This window comes from Anaerobacillus sp. 63XJN7_5_ISO-PGPR-S23-430 (assembly GCF_056173695.1).
Window position 1 is genome coordinate 2,723,105 of sequence record NZ_CM149686.1, and the last position, 23,984, is coordinate 2,747,088.

The 23,984-nt window shown below is 39.6% G+C and carries 18 protein-coding genes, 7 tRNA genes and 1 riboswitch; of the genes, 6 read left to right on the forward strand and 19 right to left on the reverse strand.

The genetic code is table 11. From position 1 onward, the window contains the following. Positions 1-59 precede the first annotated feature (59 nt). The 9 genes from rpmG to AC0VYJ_RS14425 all read right to left on the reverse strand — a co-directional run bounded on the left by rpmG (position 60) and on the right by AC0VYJ_RS14425 (position 10,446). Positions 60-209 (reverse strand): 50S ribosomal protein L33, encoded by a 150-nt coding sequence (gene rpmG, locus AC0VYJ_RS14385; protein ID WP_048308894.1) that lies wholly within the window; start codon positions 207-209, stop codon positions 60-62. 76 nt (positions 210-285) lie between these two features. Beyond that, on the reverse strand, positions 286-2,268 hold the full coding sequence (locus AC0VYJ_RS14390; RefSeq protein ID WP_226614275.1) for a glycoside hydrolase family 15 protein: 1,983 nt from the start codon (positions 2,266-2,268) through the stop codon (positions 286-288). 116 nt (positions 2,269-2,384) lie between these two features. Further along, complete coding sequence (gene phoU, locus AC0VYJ_RS14395; protein WP_475365490.1) at positions 2,385-3,044, reverse strand: phosphate signaling complex protein PhoU; 660 nt, start codon at positions 3,042-3,044, stop codon at positions 2,385-2,387. A gap of 21 nt (positions 3,045-3,065) precedes the next feature. Further along, positions 3,066-3,887, reverse strand: coding sequence for a phosphate ABC transporter ATP-binding protein PstB (gene pstB, locus AC0VYJ_RS14400; RefSeq protein WP_224883996.1), 822 nt, complete (start codon positions 3,885-3,887; stop codon positions 3,066-3,068). A gap of 41 nt (positions 3,888-3,928) precedes the next feature. Beyond that, positions 3,929-4,807, reverse strand: coding sequence for a phosphate ABC transporter permease PstA (gene pstA, locus AC0VYJ_RS14405; RefSeq protein ID WP_160918775.1), 879 nt, complete (start codon positions 4,805-4,807; stop codon positions 3,929-3,931). Further along, a complete protein-coding gene (gene pstC / locus AC0VYJ_RS14410; protein WP_098444237.1) occupies positions 4,807-5,739 on the reverse strand; it encodes a phosphate ABC transporter permease subunit PstC in 933 nt (310 codons plus the stop codon). The genes pstA and pstC overlap by 1 nt, the downstream gene beginning before the upstream one ends. Positions 5,740-5,818: 79 nt before the next feature. Then, positions 5,819-6,778, reverse strand: a complete 960-nt coding sequence (locus AC0VYJ_RS14415) for a PstS family phosphate ABC transporter substrate-binding protein (protein ID WP_475365491.1) — start codon at positions 6,776-6,778, stop codon at positions 5,819-5,821. A 289-nt stretch (positions 6,779-7,067) separates the two neighbouring features. Continuing rightward, positions 7,068-9,089 carry a peptidoglycan D,D-transpeptidase FtsI family protein gene (locus AC0VYJ_RS14420; RefSeq protein ID WP_475365492.1) on the reverse strand — a complete coding sequence of 674 codons (2,022 nt, stop codon included), beginning with the start codon at positions 9,087-9,089 and terminating at the stop codon, positions 7,068-7,070. A gap of 112 nt (positions 9,090-9,201) precedes the next feature. Next, positions 9,202-10,446: an MFS transporter gene (locus tag AC0VYJ_RS14425; protein ID WP_475365493.1), complete on the reverse strand. Its 1,245-nt coding sequence runs from the start codon at positions 10,444-10,446 to the stop codon at positions 9,202-9,204. A 101-nt stretch (positions 10,447-10,547) separates the two neighbouring features. Between AC0VYJ_RS14425 and AC0VYJ_RS14430 the strand changes: the two genes are divergently transcribed. Beyond that, on the forward strand, positions 10,548-10,838 hold the full coding sequence (locus AC0VYJ_RS14430; protein WP_430244264.1) for a hypothetical protein: 291 nt from the start codon (positions 10,548-10,550) through the stop codon (positions 10,836-10,838). A gap of 48 nt (positions 10,839-10,886) precedes the next feature. Here AC0VYJ_RS14430 and AC0VYJ_RS14435 read toward each other — a convergent pair whose 3' ends face one another. The 10 genes from AC0VYJ_RS14435 to AC0VYJ_RS14480 all read right to left on the reverse strand — a co-directional run bounded on the left by AC0VYJ_RS14435 (position 10,887) and on the right by AC0VYJ_RS14480 (position 14,989). Then, on the reverse strand, positions 10,887-11,498 hold the full coding sequence (locus AC0VYJ_RS14435) for a superoxide dismutase (RefSeq protein WP_194222182.1): 612 nt from the start codon (positions 11,496-11,498) through the stop codon (positions 10,887-10,889). 270 nt (positions 11,499-11,768) lie between these two features. Next, a tRNA-Phe gene (locus AC0VYJ_RS14440) sits at positions 11,769-11,844 on the reverse strand. Between the two features lie 220 nt (positions 11,845-12,064). After that, positions 12,065-12,141, reverse strand: a tRNA-Met gene (locus AC0VYJ_RS14445). Positions 12,142-12,197: 56 nt separating this feature from the next. Next, positions 12,198-12,290, reverse strand: a tRNA-Ser gene (locus AC0VYJ_RS14450). A 10-nt stretch (positions 12,291-12,300) separates the two neighbouring features. Then, positions 12,301-12,377, reverse strand: a tRNA-Ile gene (locus AC0VYJ_RS14455). 12 nt (positions 12,378-12,389) lie between these two features. After that, positions 12,390-12,465: transfer RNA gene (locus tag AC0VYJ_RS14460), tRNA-His, on the reverse strand. Positions 12,466-12,487: 22 nt separating this feature from the next. Continuing rightward, positions 12,488-12,564: transfer RNA gene (locus AC0VYJ_RS14465), tRNA-Met, on the reverse strand. 3 nt (positions 12,565-12,567) lie between these two features. After that, positions 12,568-12,642: transfer RNA gene (locus AC0VYJ_RS14470), tRNA-Asn, on the reverse strand. A 134-nt stretch (positions 12,643-12,776) separates the two neighbouring features. Beyond that, entirely contained in the window at positions 12,777-13,259 is a 483-nt protein-coding gene (locus AC0VYJ_RS14475) for a DUF456 domain-containing protein (RefSeq protein ID WP_283153979.1), read from the reverse strand. Positions 13,260-13,360: 101 nt separating this feature from the next. Then, a complete protein-coding gene (locus AC0VYJ_RS14480; RefSeq protein WP_283153978.1) occupies positions 13,361-14,989 on the reverse strand; it encodes a Na/Pi cotransporter family protein in 1,629 nt (542 codons plus the stop codon). A 237-nt stretch (positions 14,990-15,226) separates the two neighbouring features. On the opposite strand from AC0VYJ_RS14480, the gene AC0VYJ_RS14485 reads away from it, so the two are divergent. From AC0VYJ_RS14485 to metH, 5 genes are all read left to right on the forward strand, one after another. Beyond that, on the forward strand, positions 15,227-16,036 hold the full coding sequence (locus tag AC0VYJ_RS14485; RefSeq protein ID WP_283153977.1) for a DUF1189 domain-containing protein: 810 nt from the start codon (positions 15,227-15,229) through the stop codon (positions 16,034-16,036). 85 nt (positions 16,037-16,121) lie between these two features. After that, positions 16,122-16,232: riboswitch (SAM riboswitch) on the forward strand. A gap of 73 nt (positions 16,233-16,305) precedes the next feature. Beyond that, a complete protein-coding gene (locus AC0VYJ_RS14490; protein WP_475365494.1) occupies positions 16,306-17,436 on the forward strand; it encodes a methionine biosynthesis PLP-dependent protein in 1,131 nt (376 codons plus the stop codon). After that, a complete protein-coding gene (gene metC / locus AC0VYJ_RS14495; RefSeq protein WP_475365495.1) occupies positions 17,423-18,616 on the forward strand; it encodes a cystathionine beta-lyase in 1,194 nt (397 codons plus the stop codon). The genes AC0VYJ_RS14490 and metC overlap by 14 nt, the downstream gene beginning before the upstream one ends. Further along, a complete protein-coding gene (locus tag AC0VYJ_RS14500; RefSeq protein ID WP_475365496.1) occupies positions 18,613-20,469 on the forward strand; it encodes a bifunctional homocysteine S-methyltransferase/methylenetetrahydrofolate reductase in 1,857 nt (618 codons plus the stop codon). Before metC ends, AC0VYJ_RS14500 begins: the two co-directional genes overlap by 4 nt. 40 nt (positions 20,470-20,509) lie before the next feature. Further along, positions 20,510-23,896 (forward strand): methionine synthase, encoded by a 3,387-nt coding sequence (metH, locus tag AC0VYJ_RS14505; protein WP_475367497.1) that lies wholly within the window; start codon positions 20,510-20,512, stop codon positions 23,894-23,896. The last annotated feature ends 88 nt before the right edge of the window (positions 23,897-23,984 follow it).

Below are 23,984 nucleotides of genomic sequence, written 5' to 3' on the forward strand. Positions count from 1 at the left end.
CTCTTCTATTAGTTTACGAGAAAATGTGCAAATAAAAAAGCAGTAGGATATCCTACTGCTTACTTTGTTTCGCGATGTAACGTCTGCTTTTTAAGTCTTGGGCTGTATTTTTTAAGTTCAAGACGATCAGGGTTAGTACGTTTGTTCTTCGTCGTGATGTAGTTACGATCGCCTGTTTCAGTGCAAGCCAATGTAATTTGTACGCGCATGAATATCCCTCCAAATCCTATCAAACTGTTCATTTAACAACATACTTCATTATGATAACAAACATATCTCATTCAATCAAGTTGTTTTTGTTGAAGAAAGTGACTCATATTTCTCAAGATAATCCTTCACCACATCTACGTACGTTGCATGTGACCAGGTTAAGGGTGCTACAGATAGTGGTTTACCCGTGTAAGGATGAACCTGCTCTGGTAGTATACCACTTGTGAGGGCCTGCTTAAATACCCAATCAATATGATTCTTCGCATCGCGAAGTTGTTCAATCGTTTGAGCACTAGAAATTTTCCATTTGGCGATCCATAGAGTACAAATAACCCAAGGATTCCCTGGTACTTCTTCTACATTTTGTGATTGTTGAAAATAATAATCACTAACATAACGTGCTACACCGCCTATACTTGTTTTGACAGACAGGCGTTTTTCAATTTCTTCCATTGTACGAACGACCCTTGGATCATCTGCAGGGAATACTCCAAAAGCAAATAGACCAAACAAACTGCTTTCTATTGTATAATCCTTCGTTATCTCTCCAGTCTCACCATTGCGGTACAACCCCCGAATAAAGCAGGAACGGGTCTTATCATATAAATGTGTCTCAATTCCTTTTTTGATCCGCTGCGCCCCTTCAAAATAGCTATCAGCGCGGTCATCTTCACCAAATAGCCTTGCAAACGAATGAGCTGCCATCAAACCTCCATAGCAAGCTGAAGCTGTAAAGCTAAAAATTCCAAATCGCTCTTCCCAAAGATCGTAAGAAGGAAGTGGTAAATCTAGCGCTTCATCCATAAATTGCAACAAGAACTTAGCTCCTGGCCGTACTAAGAACTTATAGAGCGATTGAGCAAATTCAATATCTCCTGTCGATTGATAATGCTCCCAAAAGGCCCAGAGAACAAGAGCAGTTTCATCTTCTTGTATTGGAAGCTGAGATTGCTTTAAACGATCCACATAGGGATGCCAGCTCGATCCTACAGAGCCATCAGGATTGTATTTGTGATGTAAATACCCTTCTTTTGAAAGAAGCTCTGCACAGCAGCGATAGAAGTTCGCCACCATTCCATGGTAACCTGCTTTTGACATCGCTGAAGCAATGAGAGCGCCATCTCTTGGCCACATATAACTATAATGGTCTCGATTGTAATGCAAAATGTCTGAATCATTCGCCGCAATAATCGTTCCATTTTGGTTGGTTTGCGTTCGAACAATTAATAAGCTTCTTTTATAAAGTGAAAGAATGTCCGATCCTAAGTCTGTCTCAGGTAACACCGACTTATTCACCCAACGGTTCCAGTACATCCGAATTTTTTCAACAGTCAATTGTGTTCCAATCTCACTTACATACTCATGAATACTACTAACTTCTTCCTTCGTCCTTCCAACTGTCATCCAATAATAGGCTACTTTCTCACTGTTAGGTTCCAGCTTCGTTTCCAAAGAAAATGTGCTATCTACTGATCCCTGTGCGATGGGATTCACATGTAAGTGGCCGTCTTCAGCATCACGCCACGTACCTTCAGCAGCCTGGAATCGTTTCACACCAGAAGTATACTGTTTAATTCCCGCCCCATCTATTTCACCATTAAAAAGAAAATATCGATATCGTTTGTAATGAATCATCGACTTAGTGTCAGGACAATAATAAGCTGTATCGCCTACTTCAGTTTCATAAATATTTAGATCTTGATGAAAAAAAATCCTAACGTCACGTCTTTGACCTTCAAGGTTATGAATCGTAATCTTACGAATCATCAGCATCTCACGCTGATGGACCCCCTCTTCAAACACAAGCTTAAGTCCAAGATGAGGATGGACAGCCGTACTATATGTTACCAGCGTGTCTTGATCATAATTAGGCTGAATCTCCCATTCAGATGAATGTAACCATGAAAATTTCCCATCTACCCAAACCCCTATACGATTTGCATGACCTTGAACGTGATTTTGCTGCCCAACATACGGATAATAAATATCTCGTATTTGAAGAAACTGATCCATATTTATAAGCAATTGTCCATTTCCTATTACTAAGTGTCTTGGCATTTTGCTACCTCCTATCCATCTCCTACACTAGTTTATTGCACGAGTGGACAGGTCATTACTTAAGCTTTCTAATTATATGAAAAAACCACACTCTAATTTAGAGTGTGGTTCGATCACTATGCATTAAGGTCGTATCGTTTCCCCTTCACAACATAAATCACGCTTTCGGAAATGTTCGTACAGTGATCACCAATACGTTCAACATAGCGGCATATAAATGAAAGCTGTTGAATTTGACTAACACTTTCAGGATGTTCGGTCATTAACTCAAGTAGCTCCTTCACAAGACGACCATACATGTTGTCAATTTCATCATCTGCATCCGCAACAGCCATTGCCTTATTCACATCTTCATCATAGAAAGATGCAAGCACTTCTTTCAGCATGTTGTTTGCTTTCTGAGCGAGCGCTGGAATTTCTTCGATCGGCTTTACAAATGGTTTATCGCCAATACGAATAATCGACTTTGCAATGTTAACTGCTAGATCTCCAACCCGCTCAACATCAGTTGTAATTTTCAGGGCTGAAATAAGTCTTCTTAGATCGGTTGCAAGCGGCTGCTCCTTCGCGATTAACCAAATCGCTGTTTCGTTAATCTCTTCCTCGAGGCGGTTAATTTTATAATCATTATCAATAATTTCAAGTGCTTTATCAACATCCTGATTCTTTAATGCAGTAATCGCATCATCAACCGCCAACTGCGCTAAAGAGCCTAGTTCAAGAAGCTTAGTCTTTATTTCATCTAACTGTTCTTGGAAATTTTCTCTTACTACCATAAATGCTCACCCCCGAAATAATTAACCGAAACGGCCTGTAATATAGTCTTCTGTTCGCTTATCTGTAGGATTAGAGAATAACTGGTTCGTATCAGAAAACTCTACGACTTCACCGTTTAAGAAAAAGGCCGTTTTATCAGAGATACGAGCTGCTTGTTGCATGTTGTGCGTTACGATAATAATACTGAAATCTTTCTTTAACTCTTGAACAAGTTCTTCTACTTTTAGAGTAGAGATTGGGTCAAGCGCAGATGTTGGCTCATCCATCAAGATAACATCAGGCTCAATTGCGAGACAGCGAGCGATACAAAGGCGCTGTTGCTGACCACCAGATAAACCGTAAGCATTTTCGCTAAGACGATCTTTTACTTCTTCCCAAAGCGCTGCACCTTTTAAGCTTTTTTCGACAATTTCATCAAGTACTTTTTTGTTTTTAATACCGTGAATTTTGGGACCATAAACGACATTTTCATAGATTGATTTTGGAAATGGATTCGGCTTTTGGAAAACCATCCCCACTTTTGTGCGCAAATCTTCTACTTTGTATTTGTTCTCAAAAATATTTTTCCCACGATAGTTAATATCACCAGACATTTTTACAATTGGCACCATTTCAACCATTCTATTAAGAGCTTTAATAAACGTGGATTTACCACAACCGGATGGCCCGATAATGGCTGTTACCTGTTTTTCTGGAATTTCGAATTTAATATCTTTTAGAGCCTGGTCTTTTCCGTACCATAAATTAAAATTTTGAATGCTATATACAGAATCTTTTTCTTTTATCTGTTCTTCTGACCGCGGAGCTTTTACGACTTTCTTTTCATCCATAACTGTTTTCATTTTCAAAATCCCCTTTACACATTGATGAGAGTTTTACGTAGCTACAGTCTTTTAGAAAACTTATTTCGAATTAAGACAGCAATTGAATTCATAATGAGCAACATCGCAAGAAGAACGATAATTCCAGCTGCCGCAACATCATGGAACTCTGTCTGAGGTCGACTTGTCCAGTTGAAAATTTGGATTGGCATAACGGTGAAGCCGGACAAGAAATTCTCAGGCAAGTAAGCTACAAACGTTAATGCACCAATCATAAGAAGTGGCGCTGTTTCACCGATTGCGCGTGATAGCGCAAGAATTCCTCCTGTTAAAATCCCAGGGATCGCAGCTGGTAATACAACCTTTTTGATTGTTTGCCATTTCGTAGCACCCATCGCATAAGAAGCCTCTCGAAGTTCTTTTGGAACCGAACGTACAGCTTCTTGAGCAGCAACAACGATTATTGGCAAAATTAATAAACTCATCGTTAAACCACCGGCTAGAACACTGCGCCCCATTTCCAACATCCGAACAAATACAGTTAGACCAAGTAAACCAAAAACGATCGAGGGCACACCTGCTAAGTTTGAAATATTTATTTGAATAAACGTTGTAAACTTATTTTTCTTTGCATATTCTTCAAGGTAAATCGCGGTTCCAACTCCAATTGTAAGTGCCACTGGAGCTATCACTGCCATCATCCATAAAGTACCGAAAAATGCTGCTTTAATCCCTGCTTTTTCAGGGAAACGAGACGCGAAATTTTGAAAGAACTCAAGATTTAAGTAACCAATTCCTTGAGTGAATATCCGATATAACAAGATAACAAGCACTACGAGTGCTAGCATTGTTGCTCCAAAGAAAATTCCTTTAAGAATCTTATTTTGTGCCAGTCTGGTTTGCATTTTACTTTTTACTTTTGCCTGATCTACTAATTGCATTAGTATTCCTCCCTGAATCTACGAGAAATATATTGCGCGATAAGGTTCATGATAAGTGTGAAAAGGAAGAGCGTCATCCCAACAGCATAAATGCTGTAGTAAATTGTTGTTCCATAACCAGCATCCCCTAGACTTACCTGCACAATATAAGATGTCATTGTCTGTATAGACTCCGTTACATCTAGAGTAAGTTTTGGTGTTGCACCACCTGCGACTGTTACGATCATTGTTTCACCGATTGCTCTTGAAATCGCAAGTACAAAAGATGCAATAATTCCTGATAATGCTGCTGGTAGAACTACTTTCACAGCAACCTCAAATCGTGTAGCGCCAAGTCCGAGTGCACCTTCTCGAATTGCGTTCGGTACAGAGCTCATCGCATCCTCTGAGAGAGATGCAACCATAGGAATAATCATAATCCCTACAACGATACCGGGGCTTAACGCGTTGAAAATAGGAAGACTCGGAATAATATTTTGTAGAACTGGTGTAACAAAAGTTAAAGCAAAGAAACCATATACAATCGTAGGAATACCTGCTAATACTTCCAGAATCGGCTTAATGATTCTTCTAACGCTATCACTTGCATATTCACTCAAATAAATGGCTGCTGCTAAACCTAACGGAATGGCAACGAGCATGGCGATCCCGGTAATCATTAATGTTCCAGAAATCAGTGGCCAGATTCCATAATCAGGGTTGTCTCCAAAAAACGGGTACCAATCTTTATTCGTAAAGAATTCAATAATTGAAACACGGTTGAAAAACGTAATTGTTTCTACAATCAATGTAAAAACAATACCAAGCGTTGTTAATACAGAGATAATTGCACATAAAAGCAATAAGCCCGGTACAAGTTTCTCCATAAACTTCGCTCGTGATTGATTTTTCTCTTTTTTGTCTTTAATCATCTGACGAACAGAGCTTTGCATTTATTACTCCCCCTCACAAAGAGCAAAACAGGATAAAGTGAGGAGCCGTAACTCCTCACCAATCTGTTTCATTTTATTCTTACTTACCAGCGATTTCTTCTAGTTTGTTCATGTCTTCTGTATACTTTTCTTCTGGAAGAGCTACATATCCAACTGCTTCTGCCATTTCACCAGCGTTTTCTAGTGCATATTTAGTGAAATCATATACTGCAGGATTTTCTTCTACTGCAGAGTGCTTCACATAAGTGTATAGCGGGCGAGACAGTGGCTCATATGTTCCATCTTGAATTGTTTCTGCATTTGGTTCTACAGCTTCACCGTCACCATTAACGATTGGAACAATGTTAAGGCTATCTTTGTTTTCAAGGTAGTAAGCATAACCGAAGAATGCCATACCGTTTTTAGAGCCAGTTACACCATTTACAAGTACATTGTCATCTTCAGAAAGTGTTGCTTCTTTCACCATTTGCTCATCTTCTAGTACTACTTCATTAAAGTAGTCATACGTTCCAGAATCTGTACCAGGGCTAAATAATTCGATTTTTTCTTCAGGCCATTCAGGGTTAACGTCGCTCCACATCGTTGCTTCGCCTAACCAGATTTTCTTTAAGTCGTCAATTGTAAGCTGATCTACCCAATCATTCTCAGAGTTAACAACGATAGAAAGACCGTCTTTTGCAATTTCAAATTCTGTGAAGTCAATACCAGCTTCTTCAAGTGCAGCTGTTTCTTCTTCCTTGATTGGACGAGAAGCGTTACTCATGTCTGTTTCACCAGCAGAGAATTTCTCAAATCCACCACCAGAACCTGAAACACCTACACTAACTTTTACATCAGGTTGTACAGAAGCGTATTCTTCAGCAACTGCTTCCATAATCGGGAATACTGTAGAAGATCCGTCCATTAGAACTTCGCCAGATACTTCTTCACCAGAAGCTTCTCCGCCGCTGTTTGTGTTACCAGAATTATTTCCGCAAGCTGCTGCGAAAATCATTACCATCGACATAACTACCATAAGCATAATGCCCTTGAACTTCATGTAATTTCCCCCTAAATGGATGTTTGTACTTTGTGACCAACCAGGTTGTTTGTGTATTGGCCTCTCAATCACAATTCTTAGAATACAGGCTAGATATTAATGTCGTATAAACCGAATGTAAAGAGATTGTAAATGCGTGTCGGAAAACGTTTTAATTAGTCTTTTTGGGGCATACCTTACTTTTGCAATGCATTCAGCCTATCACTTCACCTCAATCTGACAGATATTATTCATTAATTTGTCCTTAAACAATAAAAAAAACCGCTTTTCAGCGGTTTTTCATGAAATGCTATTCTGTTTCTTTTTTGTTAGCCTCAATAGGTTTCTTCGCTTCATCTTTTAAATCAAAATAAGCATCTAGAACGCGTCCACCTATTTTTTTATTAACATATCCTGAAGAAGAATCATTTACTTCTGGAACTACTACAGAAAAGGCTACTTCGGGATTATCATAAGGTGCATAGCCAACAAGGGTTAAATTATATCCATCTCCGATTTGCGCTGTTCCAGTCTTCCCAGCAGCTTGATAATCATCACTTTGGAAGTAAGGATAATGTGTACCTGCGGTTCCATTTGCCGTATTCATAACCATCCACATCCCCTTTTGGACATGTGTCACTTCTTCTTGACTCATTTTAATTTTGTTTAACACCTCTGGAGTGTTTTGGAAAAGAATAGTATTTGATAGACCATCTTTTTCAGAAGGTTCATGAACTTCTTTTAATATGTGTGGCTCAATACGATAGCCGCCATTTGCGATTGTAGAGGTATACTGAGCCATTTGCATTGGTGTATACGTATCATACTGTCCAATTGCAAAATCGAGAATTTTACCGAATTCATTCACACCTCCGTTTAATCCTGCACTTTCACCAGGGAGATCAACCCCGGTTTTAACGCCTAGACCAAACTGAGAGAATGACTCTTTTAGCTCATCGTAAGCTGAAGGGTCATAACTACTACTTTCGTACGGAGCATAGTCATAGTCAGCCATCTTCATCGCGATTTTCCACATATATACGTTTGAAGATCTTTGTAAAGCAACTAGGTCTGATATAGGCCCCATCGCATTAGCCGTATACGAAGATTTTTTACCTTCGTCCTTAAAGTATAAAACTTCATCCACAAGCGTCGTATTCGGGTTAATAACACCATACTGATAACCTGTTAAAACAGTTGCTCCTTTAACAGTCGATCCCATTGCGTAGGAGTCACCGATCACTCCAAACGTTCGGTCTTTAAACTCTCCGTTGCTATATTCCTTACCAGCAAGAGAAAGAATTTCACCTGTTTTGGGATCCATCATGACTACATAGCCTCGTGTTGCCCCATATTGTCTTGCATCACGAAGCTCTTCATCGAGAATTTTCTCGACTTCCTTTTGAAGATCGATGTCTAATGAGAGGACCAAATCGTTTCCTCTTTGTCCTTCAATTACTTTCGGTTCACCAATTGGCTCTCCTGATTTGTCGGTCACGTAGGTTTGCTTTTCTTTTTGACCTTTTAAGTACTCTTCATATTCTTTCTCGAGATAGCTAATCCCCACTTTGTCATTTCTTTCGTAATCTCTCAAACCATAATAATCTAACTCATCTTTAGGGATTGGTCCGACCCTTCCGAAAATTGTTTGAAGAGTATTTCCATAAGGATATTCTCGAGTTGCGTCTGCTTGAATTTCTATTCCAGGTAGTGAACCAAGGTTTTCACTTACTTTAGCAATTTCATCTTCAGTTAAACCAATCTTAATTGTTTGAGATGATAAAGCGTACCCAGTATCCATCGCCCTTTTGATAGCAGCTACCTCAAGCTCTTGTGGATCGTTCTTAATCTCTTCTAAATCATCATCATTAATCCGTTCAATTTGGAGTTGATAAGCTTCACTCGACTCAAGTTCTTCCCACTCTTTTTCCGTTAGCTTTGCCTTCGCTTTTTCCGGATTCGTTACAATCCAATAATCTTTAAGATCTCGATCAATGACATCATCTGTATCTTTTTCAATATACCCAGCTAATTTCTGAGCTAATTCAAGCCTCTCAGCTTGCTTAGTATTCTGCGTTCGGATATATGTAAGCGCAAATTCAGGGTTATTATCAACCAGAACTCGCCCATAACGGTCATACATTTTCCCACGAGGTGCTGTTGATTCTGCTGTAACATTCTCAGTTTGCTCAGAAACACGCTCGTATTCTTCACCATTTACAATCTGTATAACGCCCAGTCGAAGAATTAATGTAGAAAACAAAAGGAATACAGATAAAAATAATATATTTAGCCTTAAAGGCACATGATTTTTCTTTTTCTTCGTGTTCACGATAGACTCCCTTCCCTTAAACAAATATAGACACCTGTTCCAGACAGGTGTCTCTGCTCTCTCTTCTACTTACTATACTTAGTGATATAAAAAAAGTAAAGGGTCTAATGAGCTATTGTACGGTGTCAGGAGAAGGGTTTGGGGGGTGGGGAGCTTGAAGTTTTCTTACAAACAGGTAAATAAAAGAATGGCCAGCACCAACAATTAATAATAAAATCGGAATGCTCGTTTCATCGTCGAATAACGCTACTGTTATTAAGAATAAAAGAACGGAAACAATTCGTCCTAAGTTTAAGTATACCTCTCGAACGACAATATACTCAATCCGCATTTCAGCTGCATTCCAAGCCTTACCGATCACATCGTACGTAAGCGAAATGTAGGGGACAAGTAATAGTGGATAAGCAAGAGAAATACAAACACCATACATTAACAACCGGGCAAACGTTAGGTCGGATACAAGTAAAAAAACCGAAGCGTAAAGAATAAGTCCGCCATATAAAATAGCCTTCTTACGATATCGCGGTTTAATCAATCTCGTCGCCAAATAATAGGCTAAAAACGATACTCCTGAATTAACAAGTCCAAAAGTACCAATTGCAAGCTCACTTTCCGTCGTAATAAAAACTAGGACAACGATAATGAAAATAAAGGTACCTTCTCTTATACCTTGAAAAAAATGCGCGTGTAAAATGTTAAGCCAGTCTGTATTCGCTTTTCTTTCTTGAAAAACACGTGTAAATGAAAAAGTCCCTTTGGCAGAACGACGTTCGAGAAAGAAACTTAAGATTACAGCTGCGAAAAACAAAGCAAGTGAGACGGCAAATATTACTTTGTACCCCGTGAATGCTTCTAGACTTGAAATAATAACACCAGCAAATATTGGCCCAATCATCCCAGCGAAAGATGTAAGTAAACCAAGGAATCCATTAAAGAAATCCCTTGTGTCCGGTTCTGTAATTTCGAATGTTAGCACATTAAATGCAAGCCAATAAAAGCCAAACCCTATTCCGAGTAAAGCGCCCAGTAAGATAAGCAAATGACTAGCGTTCTGACCAAGAAAAAGCACTGTTATATAGAAAAGAGCGAGAAAAATCACTCCAATCCGCAATACAATAACTCTATCCATTTTTTTAGCCCATCTACCTGCGAGAATAAAGGTAAGCGGCTGACTTATAACCGCAGCAAGGTTGTATATACCTATATCCGCAAAATCACCAGACTGCTTCCACAAGTAAACATTTACGAACGTATTTGAGAGCGCAATACTCAGCGCGTATAAACCACCGATTGTAAGTAATAACAACAAATCTTTTGTTACCTCTATCTCACCAATCATATGTTTTATAACTTTCATAACAAACTCCCCTTTTTTCATCCACCCTTATTTTGACTTAAATTCTGTTCGTTATGCGGATGAAACAAAAAGGATAAACTGTTTTTGAAAGGGGACTGGGTATGTATTACTTTCTATATCGGACAGACTACATTTCTGAAAACAGTCAAATCCAACTACTTCAAAGCGTTCAACATCTTATAGGAGATGATGAACACTCGTTCTTTATTTATAGGATGAGGCACTATCTTCAAATCCAATATCGAATTGATCTCATCTCTTTAACCATCACAGATCATCAAGTTCTGATTTGTACACCTCATGATTTTGAAACTGGCTGTGATTTTACAGATTTTATAATAAATTTCATGCTACACCATTTAGGAACAATTTATACCTTAATCGAACCATAATAGAAAAACCCCCAACATAAATGTCGGGGGTTTTGAAAGCTTGGTAAATTATTTAGCTGCTTCGTAACGCTTTGCAACTTCATCCCAGTTAACTACATTCCAGAATGCAGCGATATAATCAGGACGTTTGTTTTGATACTTAAGATAATAAGCATGCTCCCAAACATCTAGCCCAAGAATTGGTGTAACACCTTCCATTACTGGAGTATCTTGGTTTGGAGTGCTTGTTACTTCAAGTTCTCCACCTTTTACTACTAGCCAAGCCCAGCCTGAGCCAAAACGACCAGCTGCAGCATTAGCAAATTCTTCTTTGAAGCTTTCAAAGCTACCAAATTTCTTTTTAAGTGCTTCGCTTAGATCACCTGATGGTTCGCCGCCACCGTTAGGGCTTAGCAATTGCCAGAAAAGTGAGTGGTTAGCGTGCCCGCCACCATTGTTTCGAACAGCAGTGCGAATGCCTTCAGGAAGTGCGTCAAGGTTGCCAAGAAGATCTTCAAGGCTCTTAGATGCATGCTCCTCATGACCTTCTAGTGCACCATTTAATTTTGTTACATATGCGTTATGGTGCTTGTCGTGGTGGATCTTCATTGTTTCTTCGTCGATGTGTGGTTCTAGTGCATTGTAGTCGTAAGGTAGTTCTGGTAGTTCAAATTTAGCCATTGTGAATCTCCTCCTTAAATATAGTATGTAACTTGCTGTTAGGGTAGCGTTAGCCACCACTTGAACATGATGTCGTCACAAGTTTACACTAGCAGAATTGTCATGCGTTTTCAAATAATAAACCTTTGAATTTCCGCAACACAGATAAAGTTTCCCCTCAGTATATGGAATTAAACATCTTAAAAGAAAAAATCGAGAATTAACATCGTAATAACATACATAAAACATAAAAAAACTCGTCATTATTTGACGAGTGGGATCTTTATTGAGTGGTGGCTCCGGACGGAATCGAACCGCCGACACGAGGATTTTCAGTCCTCTGCTCTACCGACTGAGCTACAGAGCCGAATCATGTTATCAGTATTAATTTTAATTAGTATGTAGTTTGCATTTACATTCAAAATAATTTGGAGTTGCTATGAGCTTAGGTTGCCCCTAGAGCACTCCATTTAAATTCTAACAAAGAAGTATGTTCGACGTAGTAAGAATTTTATTTTGGTTGCACCAATGGCACTCCAATTAAATTCTGACGAAGAAGTATGTTCGACGTAGTAAGAATTTCATTTTGGTTGCGGGGGCAGGATTTGAACCTGCGACCTTTGGGTTATGAGCCCAACGAGCTACCGAACTGCTCCACCCCGCGATGATGTAAAAGAACCTAATTTGCATCCATTTTTTAGAAAGCTAACTTTTAGAAAATGGAGGAGGAAGAGGGATTCGAACCCCCGCGGGCGACTAAGCCCCTGTCGGTTTTCAAGACCGATCCCTTCAGCCAGACTTGGGTATTCCTCCGATATGCATTTGGTGGACCCTGCAGGACTCGAACCTGCGACCGGACGGTTATGAGCCGTCAGCTCTAACCAGCTGAGCTAAGGGTCCTTATGTAATAAGTGGGGCGGCTGATGGGAATTGAACCCACGAATGCCGGAATCACAATCCGGTGCGTTAACCACTTCGCCACAACCGCCATGTTGTATCGTTGAAATATATGGTAGCGGCGGAGGGGATCGAACCCCCGACCTCACGGGTATGAACCGTACGCTCTAGCCAGCTGAGCTACACCGCCATATGGCTCCACAGGTAGGATTCGAACCTACGACCGATCGGTTAACAGCCGATAGCTCTACCACTGAGCTACTGTGGAATATTTCTTAACGACAAGAACTAATATATCATATGGATAAAGAAAGAGTCAATAAGTTTTTCAAATTTAATTGAATTAATCTTAATTTCAATTATGAAAATACTATATCACGCTTTCATTTTGTCATCAAGAACTTATAGGACATACACTAGGAACACAACCACCATAATCGTTTGGAGTAAACCTTTCATAACAGCTCCACCAAGAAAACCAAGCAATGAACCTACACCTACTTGAACAGATTCTTTAAAAGCTTTTCGATGAATAACTAGTTCAGCTAAGATAGCCCCGATAAATGGTCCAAGGATGATCCCTGCAAACGGAATGACAAATGGGCCAACAAGTAAACCAATTGTACTCCCCCATATCGCCGCCTTTGACCCTCCATACTTCTTCACGCCAAATAAATTACTAGCATAGTCCGCAACAAATAATAGCATCGTCAGCAGAACTTCAACAATCCAAAAGGAAATAGTCATTGAACCAAAATCAAAAAACACCCCATACAGGATAAACCCAACATAAATAAATAGTACGGCTGGAATAATTGGATAAATCAATCCCACAAATGCAATGATGAATGACGCAATGATCAGGCACCATAATAGAATATCCACGCTTTTAACCTCCCTTCAACTTGACTCTATTTTAGCGGAGATGTCACTTTTCTTCTATATAATGATAAAAAGAAGCAGAGGCATCCCTCTGCTTCCCACATTTATTCTTCTCCAATGACGGCTTCTGCAATATTCACCGCATGGTCACCAATACGCTCAAGGTTACTGATGATATCAACAAAAACAATTCCAGCACTTCCAGTACATTCACCCTCATTTAGACGAAGGATATGCTGCTTACGAAGCGTTCTTTCCATTTTGTCGATCTTATCTTCTAGCTTAACAACTTCCTGCGCCTTAGCTACATCCCATTTATCAAGTGCATCAAAGGCTTCATTGAGTGCAGAAAGAGTCAGATTAAACATTTCATCAAGGTCTTTCATAGCAACGTCAGTCATCTTCACTTTATTGCTTATTTGATAATCAACCAACTCAACAATATTCTCCATATGATCGCCAATACGCTCGATATCACGAACTGAGTCCATTAGCATACCGTGTCGTGTCGACTCATCTCCAGACAGAGAAGTTGCTGATAATTGGATAAGGTAATCTGTAATTTTATTATCCAGGTTGTTAATAGCTTCTTCATACTGAGCGGTTTTTTCAGCGCTCTTCTGACTCTTAGATGTTAAATAATTTGATGCTTCTTTAACACCCTTATAAGCAAATCCGCTCATTCGAATCACTTCTTCTTTAGCTTGTCCTAATGCAACAGATGGAGAGCGTTCGATAAATACTGGATCAAGGTGTTTTGGCTTATATTCAATCGTTGCATCATCACCAGGAATAATTTTTGTAACGAGATAGGCAAGTCCGGCAATGAATGGGAACTGGATAACAGTATTTGTAATGTTAAAGATCCCGTGTCCGAATGCAATCGTCATTTCCGGTGTTAAGTTTAATGCATCTCTTAAGTATTCAATAAACGGCGTATAGGCGAATAAGAATATTAGGAAAAGCGCCGTTCCAATTAAATTGAAAATAACGTGAGTCAGTGCTGTACGTCTAGCGGCAACGGATGCACCGATAGAAGCAAGAACTGCGGTAATCGTTGTACCGATATTATCTCCAAACAGAACTGGTAATGCAGCTTGAATATCCATTGCGTTCTGTGAATAAAGACCTTGCAATACACCAATTGTCGCACTGGAACTTTGTACAATGACAGTAAATACTGTACCGATCACAACGCCTAACAGTGGGTTCGAGCTCATGCTTACTGTTAATTCTTGGAAAGCCTCAAGGCTACGAAGTGGTTTCATTCCCGTACTCATTAATTCAAGTCCAAAGAACAACGCACCAAATCCGAAGACGATTTGACCAGCGTAGTTAATTTTCTTGTTTTTAAAGAAGAAAATTAACAAAGAACCGATGGCTATAATTGGAAGTGCGTAATCTTTAATAGGAAAACCAATAATAAATGCTGTAACAGTTGTACCAATGTTCGCACCCATTACAACGCCAATTGCTTGCTTCAGAGTCATAAATCCTGCGTTAACAAGACCGACTGTTAAAACCGTTGTTCCTGAACTACTTTGTATGAGAATAGTTACAATGACCCCAGCGAGCACACCCATAAACGGGTTAGTCGTAAAACGATCGAGAATGTCTCTTAATCGATCACCTGCTGATCGTTGAAGGCCGTCTCCCATATACTTTAGTCCAAACAGGAAAATACCAAGACCTCCCACAAACTGAAAGATCATCTCCTGAACGTTGAGTTCCATCATTTCAACCCCTTGCACTTATGTTTTATTTTTTTCGACAATACTCAACAAAGTCCCTTGTCTATTATCTACATCGCTCCCCCCTTTGTAAAGAGTTAATATAGATTTGTAAAGATATTATGCTGAAAACAAATTTATTTCAATAAAGTTTCACCAAGAATACTGTTCCCTTCTCTCTATATAAGATAAACTGATTGGGTGGAGAAACGCTCCACATTTAGAAAGGAGATTATTAATTTGAACGTTTTTAAACAACTTTACTACAGCTTATTTTCCCCTAAGATGATGGCCAGATTCCGTTTTCAAAAGCTAGGCAAGCCAATATTGTACGTGTTTTTACTTATGTTCCTTTCTTCTGTGCCAGTAGGAATTATGACGGCTCTATCCTTTACAAACGCTTATGAGGATCTCAAAACACATATGTCAGATCTACCAGAATTCACTTTAGAGGACGGATCTTTAACAAGTGAACAGTCTGAACCGCTTATTCGACAAAATGATGAAAATACTTTTATTTTTGATGCGACAGACCAGACAAAGCCTGATGATGTTGATCAATATGATTCCGTTATCGCATTCCTAAAAGATCGTGTAATCGTTGTAGATAGCGGTGCTAGACAGGAGTTTAATTACAGTAACTTTAGTTCGATGACTTTCACGAAGCAAGATGTTAATGAGCTAAGTAATAATCTGGACAACCTGCTCCCTATCTTTATTCCGTTACTGATATTCGTTATCTATTTGTTTCAAACCGGCCTTAAGTTTATAGGAGTTACCGTACTAGCTACAATTGGACTACTATTGAGAAGTATTACCGGAAGAAAAGCTTCTTATAAACAACTTTGGGTCTTATCTGTTTATTCAGTAACAATTCCAACGCTCTTCTTTGCGATTATGGCCCTCATTAAAACAGCAGTCCCTTTAGGATTCCTACTTTATTGGATTGTGGCCATCATGCTACTTTATCTTACGATTAAAGAAATCCCGTTACCAAAAAAACGTGTAACGAACGAGCGAGCAAATGATTCAACAGAAGAAAAATTTTGATAATTTACTCAAATCCCTTGCTTTTCACTTTAAAGTGATGTAGATTATGAAAAAAGCGACACAATAAAATTCCATATATTTTCAATTCTTATCAAGAGAAGCAGAGGGACTGGCCCTATGAAGCTTCAGCAACCACCAGATATTTTCTGGTAAGGTGCTAACTCCAGCAAGTTGATTTCAACTTGGAAGATAAGAAGAAGAGCAACCAAAGTCTTCTTCTTATAGAGGGCTTTTTTTATTGCCCTTATTCAATGAAAAGGAGATTGATTATGTCGAATAAACAGTTAGAAACACTACTTGTCCAATTAGGTAATCATTCAGATACTAAAACCGGTGCGGTAAATCCTCCAGTGTACTTCTCCACATCGTATAGCCATGAAGGCATCGGTCAATCCACCGGATTCGATTATTCAAGAACCAAAAACCCGACACGATCCATTTTAGAATCCGCTATATCAGAACTCGAACATGGTGATCAGGGATTTGCTTTTAGTTCCGGAATGGCTGCGATTCAAGCAATCCTTGCCATATTCAAAAGCGGCGACCATATTCTCGTCTCAGATGATTTGTATGGTGGGACTTATCGATTATTTGCCCATGCTGAAAAACATTATGGTATCTCCTTCACATATTTTGATACACAAAGAAATGAACAACTTTCATCACTCCTAACTCACCGTACAAAAGCCATTTTTGTTGAAAATCCATCTAATCCATTAATGAAATTAACAGATCTTGAAAAAATTGCACGGATAACAGAAAACAGGGACCTATTATTTATTGTAGACAATACTTTGTTCACCCCTCTTCTACAAAACCCACTACTGCTTGGGGCGGATATCGTCGTGCATAGTGCCACTAAGTATTTAGGCGGTCATAATGATATTCTCGCAGGGCTTGTGGTTGCAAAAGGTGAGAATATTTGCGCTGAAATCCAACAATACCAAAACGGTGCAGGCGCTGTGCTTTCTCCTTTTGATTCCTGGTTATTAATGAGAGGCATGAAAACCTTGCCACTCAGAATGAAGCAGCATGAAGAGAATGCCAGAAAGGTAACTGAATTTTTAACAAATCATGAAGCAATAACAGACGTTTTTTATCCAGATAAAGGTGGGATGCTTTCTTTCAGATTGCGCTCCGAAGAATGGGTAGATCTCTTTCTTAGAAAATTAACACTTGTCACATTTGCTGAAAGTCTTGGAGGGGTAGAAAGCTTTATCACATATCCTTCAACGCAAACTCATGCTGAGATACCAGAAGACATCAGACTTGAAAAAGGGGTGTGCAATCGACTGCTACGTTTCTCTGTTGGGATTGAAAACATTGATGACTTAATACAAGACCTGAATCAAGCATTGTCCATTTTTAAAGAGGAGGTTGTTCAAATTGACAAATACTGATTATACATTTCAAACAAAACTTCTTCATAACGATCACAAATTTGATAAAGCTACGGGAGCTGTTAGCGTCCCTATCCAACAGGCTTCTACATTTCATCAGATGGATTTTGACCAACCTGGAAAATACGATTACAGTCGTTCAGGCAACCCCACTCGCGAAGCGCTTGAAGAAACAATTGCCAATCTTGAAGGTGGGGTTAAGGGATTTGCGTTTGCTTCTGGGATGGCCGCTATCGCCACCTCGTTTATGCTCCTTTCACAAAACGATCACGTTCTTATATCTGAAGACGTCTACGGTGGGACGTATCGCATGATTCACGACGTTCTCGGGAGATTTGGAATTAAACATACTTTTGTAGACATGACAGATTTAAATGAAGTGGCGAGAGGTATTCAATCCAATACTAAAGTAATCTATATCGAAACGCCTTCTAATCCTTTGCTGAAGGTAACTGACATTCAAGCCGTTGTTAAATTAGCTAAAGCGAATAATTGTTTAACATTTGTCGATAACACCTTTATGACACCTGCTCTACAACGTCCGTTAGACTTCGGAGCCGATATCGTATTGCATAGTGCTACGAAATTCATTTCAGGACATAGCGATGTCGTCGCTGGTCTTGCTGCCGTAAAGAGTGAGGAATTAGCGGAACAGCTTGCATTCCTGCAAAACTCGTTTGGATCGATTTTAAGCGCTCACGATTCCTGGTTAGTTCTCCGTGGCTTAAAAACATTGCATTGTCGGCTAGATCAATCGTCTAGATCTGCGTTTCGTCTTGCGCATGCTCTTACTAAAGAAAAGATAGTAGAAGAAGTCTTTTATCCAGGGCTTTCTTATCACCCTGGTCACTCCACTCATATTTATCAAGCCGCTGGTCCTGGTGCAGTTTTGTCCTTTCGGTTACCTGATGAAAATGCCGTGCGTCTATTCACAAAGCATGTTCAAATTCCTGTTTTCGCGGTAAGTCTTGGTGCCGTAGAATCAATTCTCTCCTATCCAGCTAGAATGTCACATGCTTCTATGCCTCCTATAGAACGAAGAAAACGAGGCATCACAGATGGATTATTGCGATTGTCTGTGGGACTTGAAAATCCTGATGATTTATTAAAAGATTTCAAAAATGGATTTGCAGCTATTAGAAAGCAATACTCCGCTTCCGAAGCGAGTGGTCAACTATGAGTTTCCTTAATAAATTAAAAAACAATATTCTAATCGGTGATGGCGCGATGGGAACACCTCTCTATTCATATGGGGTAGATCAATGTTTTGAAGAGTTAAACCTATCGCATCCAGAGCAAGTATTAAACATACACCGCGCATATGTAGAAGCAGGTTCAGACGTGATACAAACGAACACCTATGGAGCAAACTACAGTAAATTAGCGAGATATGGTCTTGAAGATCTTGTAAAAGAAATGAACACTGAAGCTGTTAAATTAGCTCGACAAGCAGCAAACAAAGCGACTTATGTATTTGGAACGATCGGTGGCATACGAGGAATCAATACTCAAAAGACTTCTCTTGATGAAATCAAACGTAGCTTTAGAGAACAGTTATACTGTCTTCTACTTGAGGGCGTTGACGGGATCTTACTCGAAACTTATTACGATCTTGAAGAAATTTCATCAGTCCTTGGGATTGCTCGAAAACAAACGAACCTCCCCATAATAGCTCAAGTTTCCATGCATGAACCCGGGGTTTTACAAAACGGGACCTCCCTTCCATCTGCTCTTAAACAATTAGAAAAGTCTGGAGCAGATGTGACAGGTGTTAATTGTAGACTAGGGCCATATCACATGATTCAAGCTTTTGAAGAGGTCCCCCTTTCAACTAGTTATCTCTCTGCTTATCCAAATGCAAGTTTACCTGACTATGAGGAGGGACGATTGGTTTACCCCACTGCCCCTGATTATTTTAAACAAAGTGCTGAATCTCTCCGCAAACAAGGTGTTCGATTAATTGGAGGATGTTGTGGTACAACACCAGAACATATTGCTGCTGTTTCAAAAGCTTTAAAGGGAACAAAACCTATTACTCATAAAAAAATAGAAGTAATAGCTAAAGAAGTCACACAAACCGAAAACAACATAGAACGTTTGCCCCACTTGCATGAAATTGCTCAAAAGCAACGTTCTGTTATCGTAGAGCTTGATCCGCCTAAGAAGCTAAATACAAAGAAGTATCTCCAAGGTACGAAGGCCCTACAAGAAGTCGGAGTAGATGCTATTACACTAGCTGATAATTCCCTTGCCTCACCTCGTATTTGCAATACAGCTATGGCATCAACTATTCAGTCACAATTTAATGTTCGCCCTCTCGTGCACATAGCTTGTAGAGACCGGAATATCATCGGATTACAATCGCATATAATGGGGCTTCATACACTGGGAATTAATCAGGTACTCGCTGTTACTGGAGATCCTACAAAAATAGGAGATTTTCCAGGTGCAACTTCTGTATATGACGTATCATCTTTCGACCTTATCCGGTTAATCAAACAATTCAACAACGGGTTATCTTATTCCGGTAAATCACTTGGGATGAAGACTTCCTTTTCGATCGCAGCAGCTTTTAACCCTAATGTTCGCCATCTTGATCGAGCTGTCGCAAGACTTGAGAAAAAACAGCAGTATGGGGCGGATTATTTTATTAGTCAGCCTATCTATAGCGAAGAACAATTAATCGAAGTACATGAAGCTACAAAACATTTAACGTGCCCTATTTACATCGGAATCATGCCGTTAACAAGCTATCGAAATGCCGAATTCCTGCATAATGAAGTACCAGGAATAAAATTATCTGATTCAATACGTAAGCGAATGTCCACAGCCACCGATGCCAGTGAGTCACAAAATGAAGGACTCGCCATCGCAAAGTCCTTAATTGATGCAGCATTCGATTTATTCAATGGCATTTATTTAATAACACCGTTTTTGCGCTACGAATTAACAGTAGAATTAACTCGTTACATTAAAGAAAAAACTCGTATTGAAGAAGAAAGGAAGATTCATAGTGGTCTACCCCTCATTTGAAGATCTACTTAAGAAGAGAATTCTTGTTCTTGATGGAGCCATGGGAACAATGATTCAACAGGCTAATCTTATGCCCGCTGATTTTGGTGGTGAAGATTTCGAAGGCTGCAACGAATACTTATCTTTAACAAGACCAGACCTTATCTCCTCAATACATGATGATTACTTAGCTTGTGGTGCTGATATTATTGAAACGAACACTTTCGGAGCGACCGATCTCGTACTCGACGAATATAATCTTGGCCATCTTGCTGAAAAGCTTAACTACACATCTGCCATTCTAGCAAAAGAAGCAGTTTCCAAAGTGACGACATTTGATAAGCCCCGTTTTGTAGCTGGTTCAATGGGGCCAACAACAAAAACATTATCTGTTACAGGTGGCACTACATTTGAAGCTCTATGCCGATCCTATCAATTACAAGCAAAAGGATTACTAGAAGGTGGCGTAGATCTCCTCCTTGTTGAAACAAGTCAGGATATGCTAAATGTTAAAGCCGCTTTTATTGGGATTTCAAAATCTTTTAAAGAAAGCAATCGTTCTGTTCCCCTTATCATTTCTGGTACTATCGAACCGATGGGAACAACTCTCGCAGGTCAAAGCATTGAAGCTTTTTATTTATCACTTGAACACATGAACCCAGCTGTTGTTGGTCTAAACTGTGCAACAGGACCAGAATTTATGAGAGATCACCTCCGCTCTCTATCAGATCTTGCCACAACTTCTGTGAGTTGCTATCCAAATGCGGGTCTTCCAGATGAAGAGGGGCATTATCATGAAACGCCAGAAAGTTTGGCATTAAAAATTAGAGGATTTGCGGAAAAAGGATGGCTAAATGTAGTTGGCGGTTGTTGTGGAACGACACCTGCTCATATCAGAGCGATATCAGATTCTGTGAAGAATGTTCAGCCTAGAAAAGCGCCTCACTCCCACCCGCACGCAATTTCAGGGATTGAGCCATTTATCTATGATGAAAACACAAGACCTGTTCTTGTCGGAGAGCGGACAAATGTGATTGGTTCACGGAAATTCAAACGTCTTATAGCTGAGGAGAAATTTGAAGAGGCTTCTGAAATTGCTCGATCACAAGTAAAAAAAGGAGCGCAGGTTATCGATATTTGCCTAGCAAATCCTGACAGTGACGAACTTGCAGATATTGAGAATTTCATGAAATATGTTGTAAATAAAGTAAAAACCCCTCTTATCATTGACTCAACAGATGACGCGGTGATTGAAAAAGCCCTTTCTTATTCACAAGGAAAAGCGATCATCAACTCAATTAACCTCGAGGATGGAGAAGAACGATTTGAAGCTGTCACTCCTCTTATTCATAAATATGGCGCCGCCGTTGTAGTTGGCACTATTGATGAGTCAGGGATGGCGATAACAGCTGAACGTAAGCTCGAAGTTGCCAAACGCTCACATGAGCTACTCGTTTCTAAATACGGTCTCAAATCTTCAGATATCATTTTTGATCCACTTGTTTTTCCAATCGGAACAGGCGATGAACAATACATCGGCTCAGCTTCTGAAACAATTGAAGGGATAAAGCTTATTAAAGAAGCGCTCCCGGACTGTCAGACTATACTCGGAATTAGCAATGTATCATTTGGGCTTCCTCCTGTAGGGAGAGAAGTATTAAACGCTGCCTATTTGTACCACTGTACAAAAGCAGGATTAGATTACGCAATTGTGAACACTGAGAAATTAGAACGATACGCTTCCATTTCTGATAAAGAAGTTCGGCTTGCAGATGAACTTCTTTTCGAAACAAACGACATGACTCTTGCTGATTTTACAGCTTATTATCGTGGTAAAAAGAAAGAAAGCAAAGTACAAACGTCGAACCTCACGCTTCAAGAACGACTTAGTTTATATGTAGTAGAAGGAACAAAAGAAGGTTTGCTGCAGGATTTAGAAAAAGCCCTTAATGAATACAGTTCTCCACTTCAAATTATCAATGGACCTCTAATGAATGGGATGGCAGAGGTGGGTAAATTATTTAATGATAACCAATTAATTGTTGCTGAGGTACTCCAAAGTGCAGAGGTGATGAAAGCTTCCGTCGCTTTCCTCGAACCTCACATGGAAAAAGAAGATGCCTCCCATACCAAAGGGAAAGTATTATTAGCAACCGTTAAAGGCGATGTTCATGATATTGGTAAGAACCTAGTTGAAATAATATTAAGTAATAATGGTTTCGAGGTGGTTGACCTTGGAATCAAGGTTACCCCTACCGATCTTATTCATCAGATTCACGAGCAACAGCCAGATTTTGTTGGACTTTCAGGACTATTAGTGAAATCTGCCCAACAAATGGTTCTGACCGCTCAAGATATGAAGCAAGCTAAAATATCTATACCAATTATGGTAGGCGGTGCGGCTCTATCACGTAAATTTACCGATAATAAAATTTCAGCTGAGTATGATGGACCTGTTTTTTATGCAAAGGACGCAATGGAAGGACTATCGCTTTCCAATCGGCTAAGTAATGAAGAAGAAAAAAGAACTCTTATGGAAGAGCAATCTAAAAAAAGAGCTACTCAACCTGTCATAGAAAGGAAAACTAGCTCTAATAACGGAACGGCCGTTGCTGTTAAACCTGTTTCTAATGTAACGACTGATGTGCAGGTTTATCAGCCATACGATCTCGAGCCGCATATTTTAAGAAATTACTCTGTTGCACATATTGAGCCATATATAAATATGCAGATGTTAATTGGACATCACCTGGGTCTTAAAGGGAAGGTATCAAGACTATTAAAGGAAAAAAACGAGAAGGCTGTTCATTTAAAAGAAGTGGTTGACCAGCTGTTAACTCGAGCGAAAAAAGAAAATTGGATACAGCCCTCAGCGAAGTATCAATTCTTCCCAGCACAGTCCAATGGGAATGAAGTGATCATTTACTCTCCACATGATCATCAAACAGTTATTGAACGGTTTTCGTTTCCTCGTCAGCAAAAAGAACCTTTCTTATGTCTTGCTGACTACCTTCGTTCGGTATCAAGTGGTGAAATGGATTATGTTGGATTCTTTGCTGTTACAGCGGGAAGAGGAATTCGAGAACGTTCTCTAGAGTTAAAAAATAAAGGTGATTATTTGGAAAGTCATGCACTACAAGCATTAGCTCTAGAGACTGCTGAAGGTCTTGCTGAACACATTCATCAGTTGATGAGAGATAAATGGGGATTCCCAGACCCCACAGATTTCACTATGCAGAATCGATTTTCAGCAAAATATCAGGGTCAACGCTTTTCCTTTGGATACCCTGCTTGCCCCGAACTCGAAGATCAAAACAAGTTATTTGCACTCATTCATCCCCGAGACATTGGGATTGAATTAACGGATGGATGTATGATGGAGCCCGAAGCCTCTGTCACTGCAATGGTTTTCGCTCACCCAGAAGGAAGATACTTTAACGTTTTATAAGAAACAAAAGGAGGAGCCAGGGCTCCTCCTTTCTTATCTTATGGTAATTTTAGGATCGCTTCAAATGTATCATTGATGATCTTGAAAC

Excerpts from the sequence above, each read along its gene's own strand:
- rpmG (WP_048308894.1), bottom strand. The coding sequence starts at position 209 with ATGCGCGTACAAATTACATTGGCTTGCACTGAAACAGGCGATCGTAAC.
- AC0VYJ_RS14390 (WP_226614275.1), bottom strand. The coding sequence starts at position 2,268 with ATGCCAAGACACTTAGTAATAGGAAATGGACAATTGCTTATAAATATG.
- phoU (WP_475365490.1), bottom strand. The coding sequence starts at position 3,044 with ATGGTAGTAAGAGAAAATTTCCAAGAACAGTTAGATGAAATAAAGACT.
- pstB (WP_224883996.1), bottom strand. The coding sequence starts at position 3,887 with ATGAAAACAGTTATGGATGAAAAGAAAGTCGTAAAAGCTCCGCGGTCA.
- pstA (WP_160918775.1), bottom strand. The coding sequence starts at position 4,807 with ATGCAATTAGTAGATCAGGCAAAAGTAAAAAGTAAAATGCAAACCAGA.
- pstC (WP_098444237.1), bottom strand. The coding sequence starts at position 5,739 with ATGCAAAGCTCTGTTCGTCAGATGATTAAAGACAAAAAAGAGAAAAAT.
- AC0VYJ_RS14415 (WP_475365491.1), bottom strand. The coding sequence starts at position 6,778 with ATGAAGTTCAAGGGCATTATGCTTATGGTAGTTATGTCGATGGTAATG.
- AC0VYJ_RS14425 (WP_475365493.1), bottom strand. The coding sequence starts at position 10,446 with ATGAAAGTTATAAAACATATGATTGGTGAGATAGAGGTAACAAAAGAT.
- AC0VYJ_RS14430 (WP_430244264.1), top strand. The coding sequence starts at position 10,548 with ATGTATTACTTTCTATATCGGACAGACTACATTTCTGAAAACAGTCAA.
- AC0VYJ_RS14435 (WP_194222182.1), bottom strand. The coding sequence starts at position 11,498 with ATGGCTAAATTTGAACTACCAGAACTACCTTACGACTACAATGCACTA.
- AC0VYJ_RS14480 (WP_283153978.1), bottom strand. The coding sequence starts at position 14,989 with ATGGAACTCAACGTTCAGGAGATGATCTTTCAGTTTGTGGGAGGTCTT.
- AC0VYJ_RS14490 (WP_475365494.1), top strand. The coding sequence starts at position 16,306 with ATGTCGAATAAACAGTTAGAAACACTACTTGTCCAATTAGGTAATCAT.
- AC0VYJ_RS14500 (WP_475365496.1), top strand. The coding sequence starts at position 18,613 with ATGAGTTTCCTTAATAAATTAAAAAACAATATTCTAATCGGTGATGGC.
- metH (WP_475367497.1), top strand. The coding sequence starts at position 20,510 with ATGGGAACAATGATTCAACAGGCTAATCTTATGCCCGCTGATTTTGGT.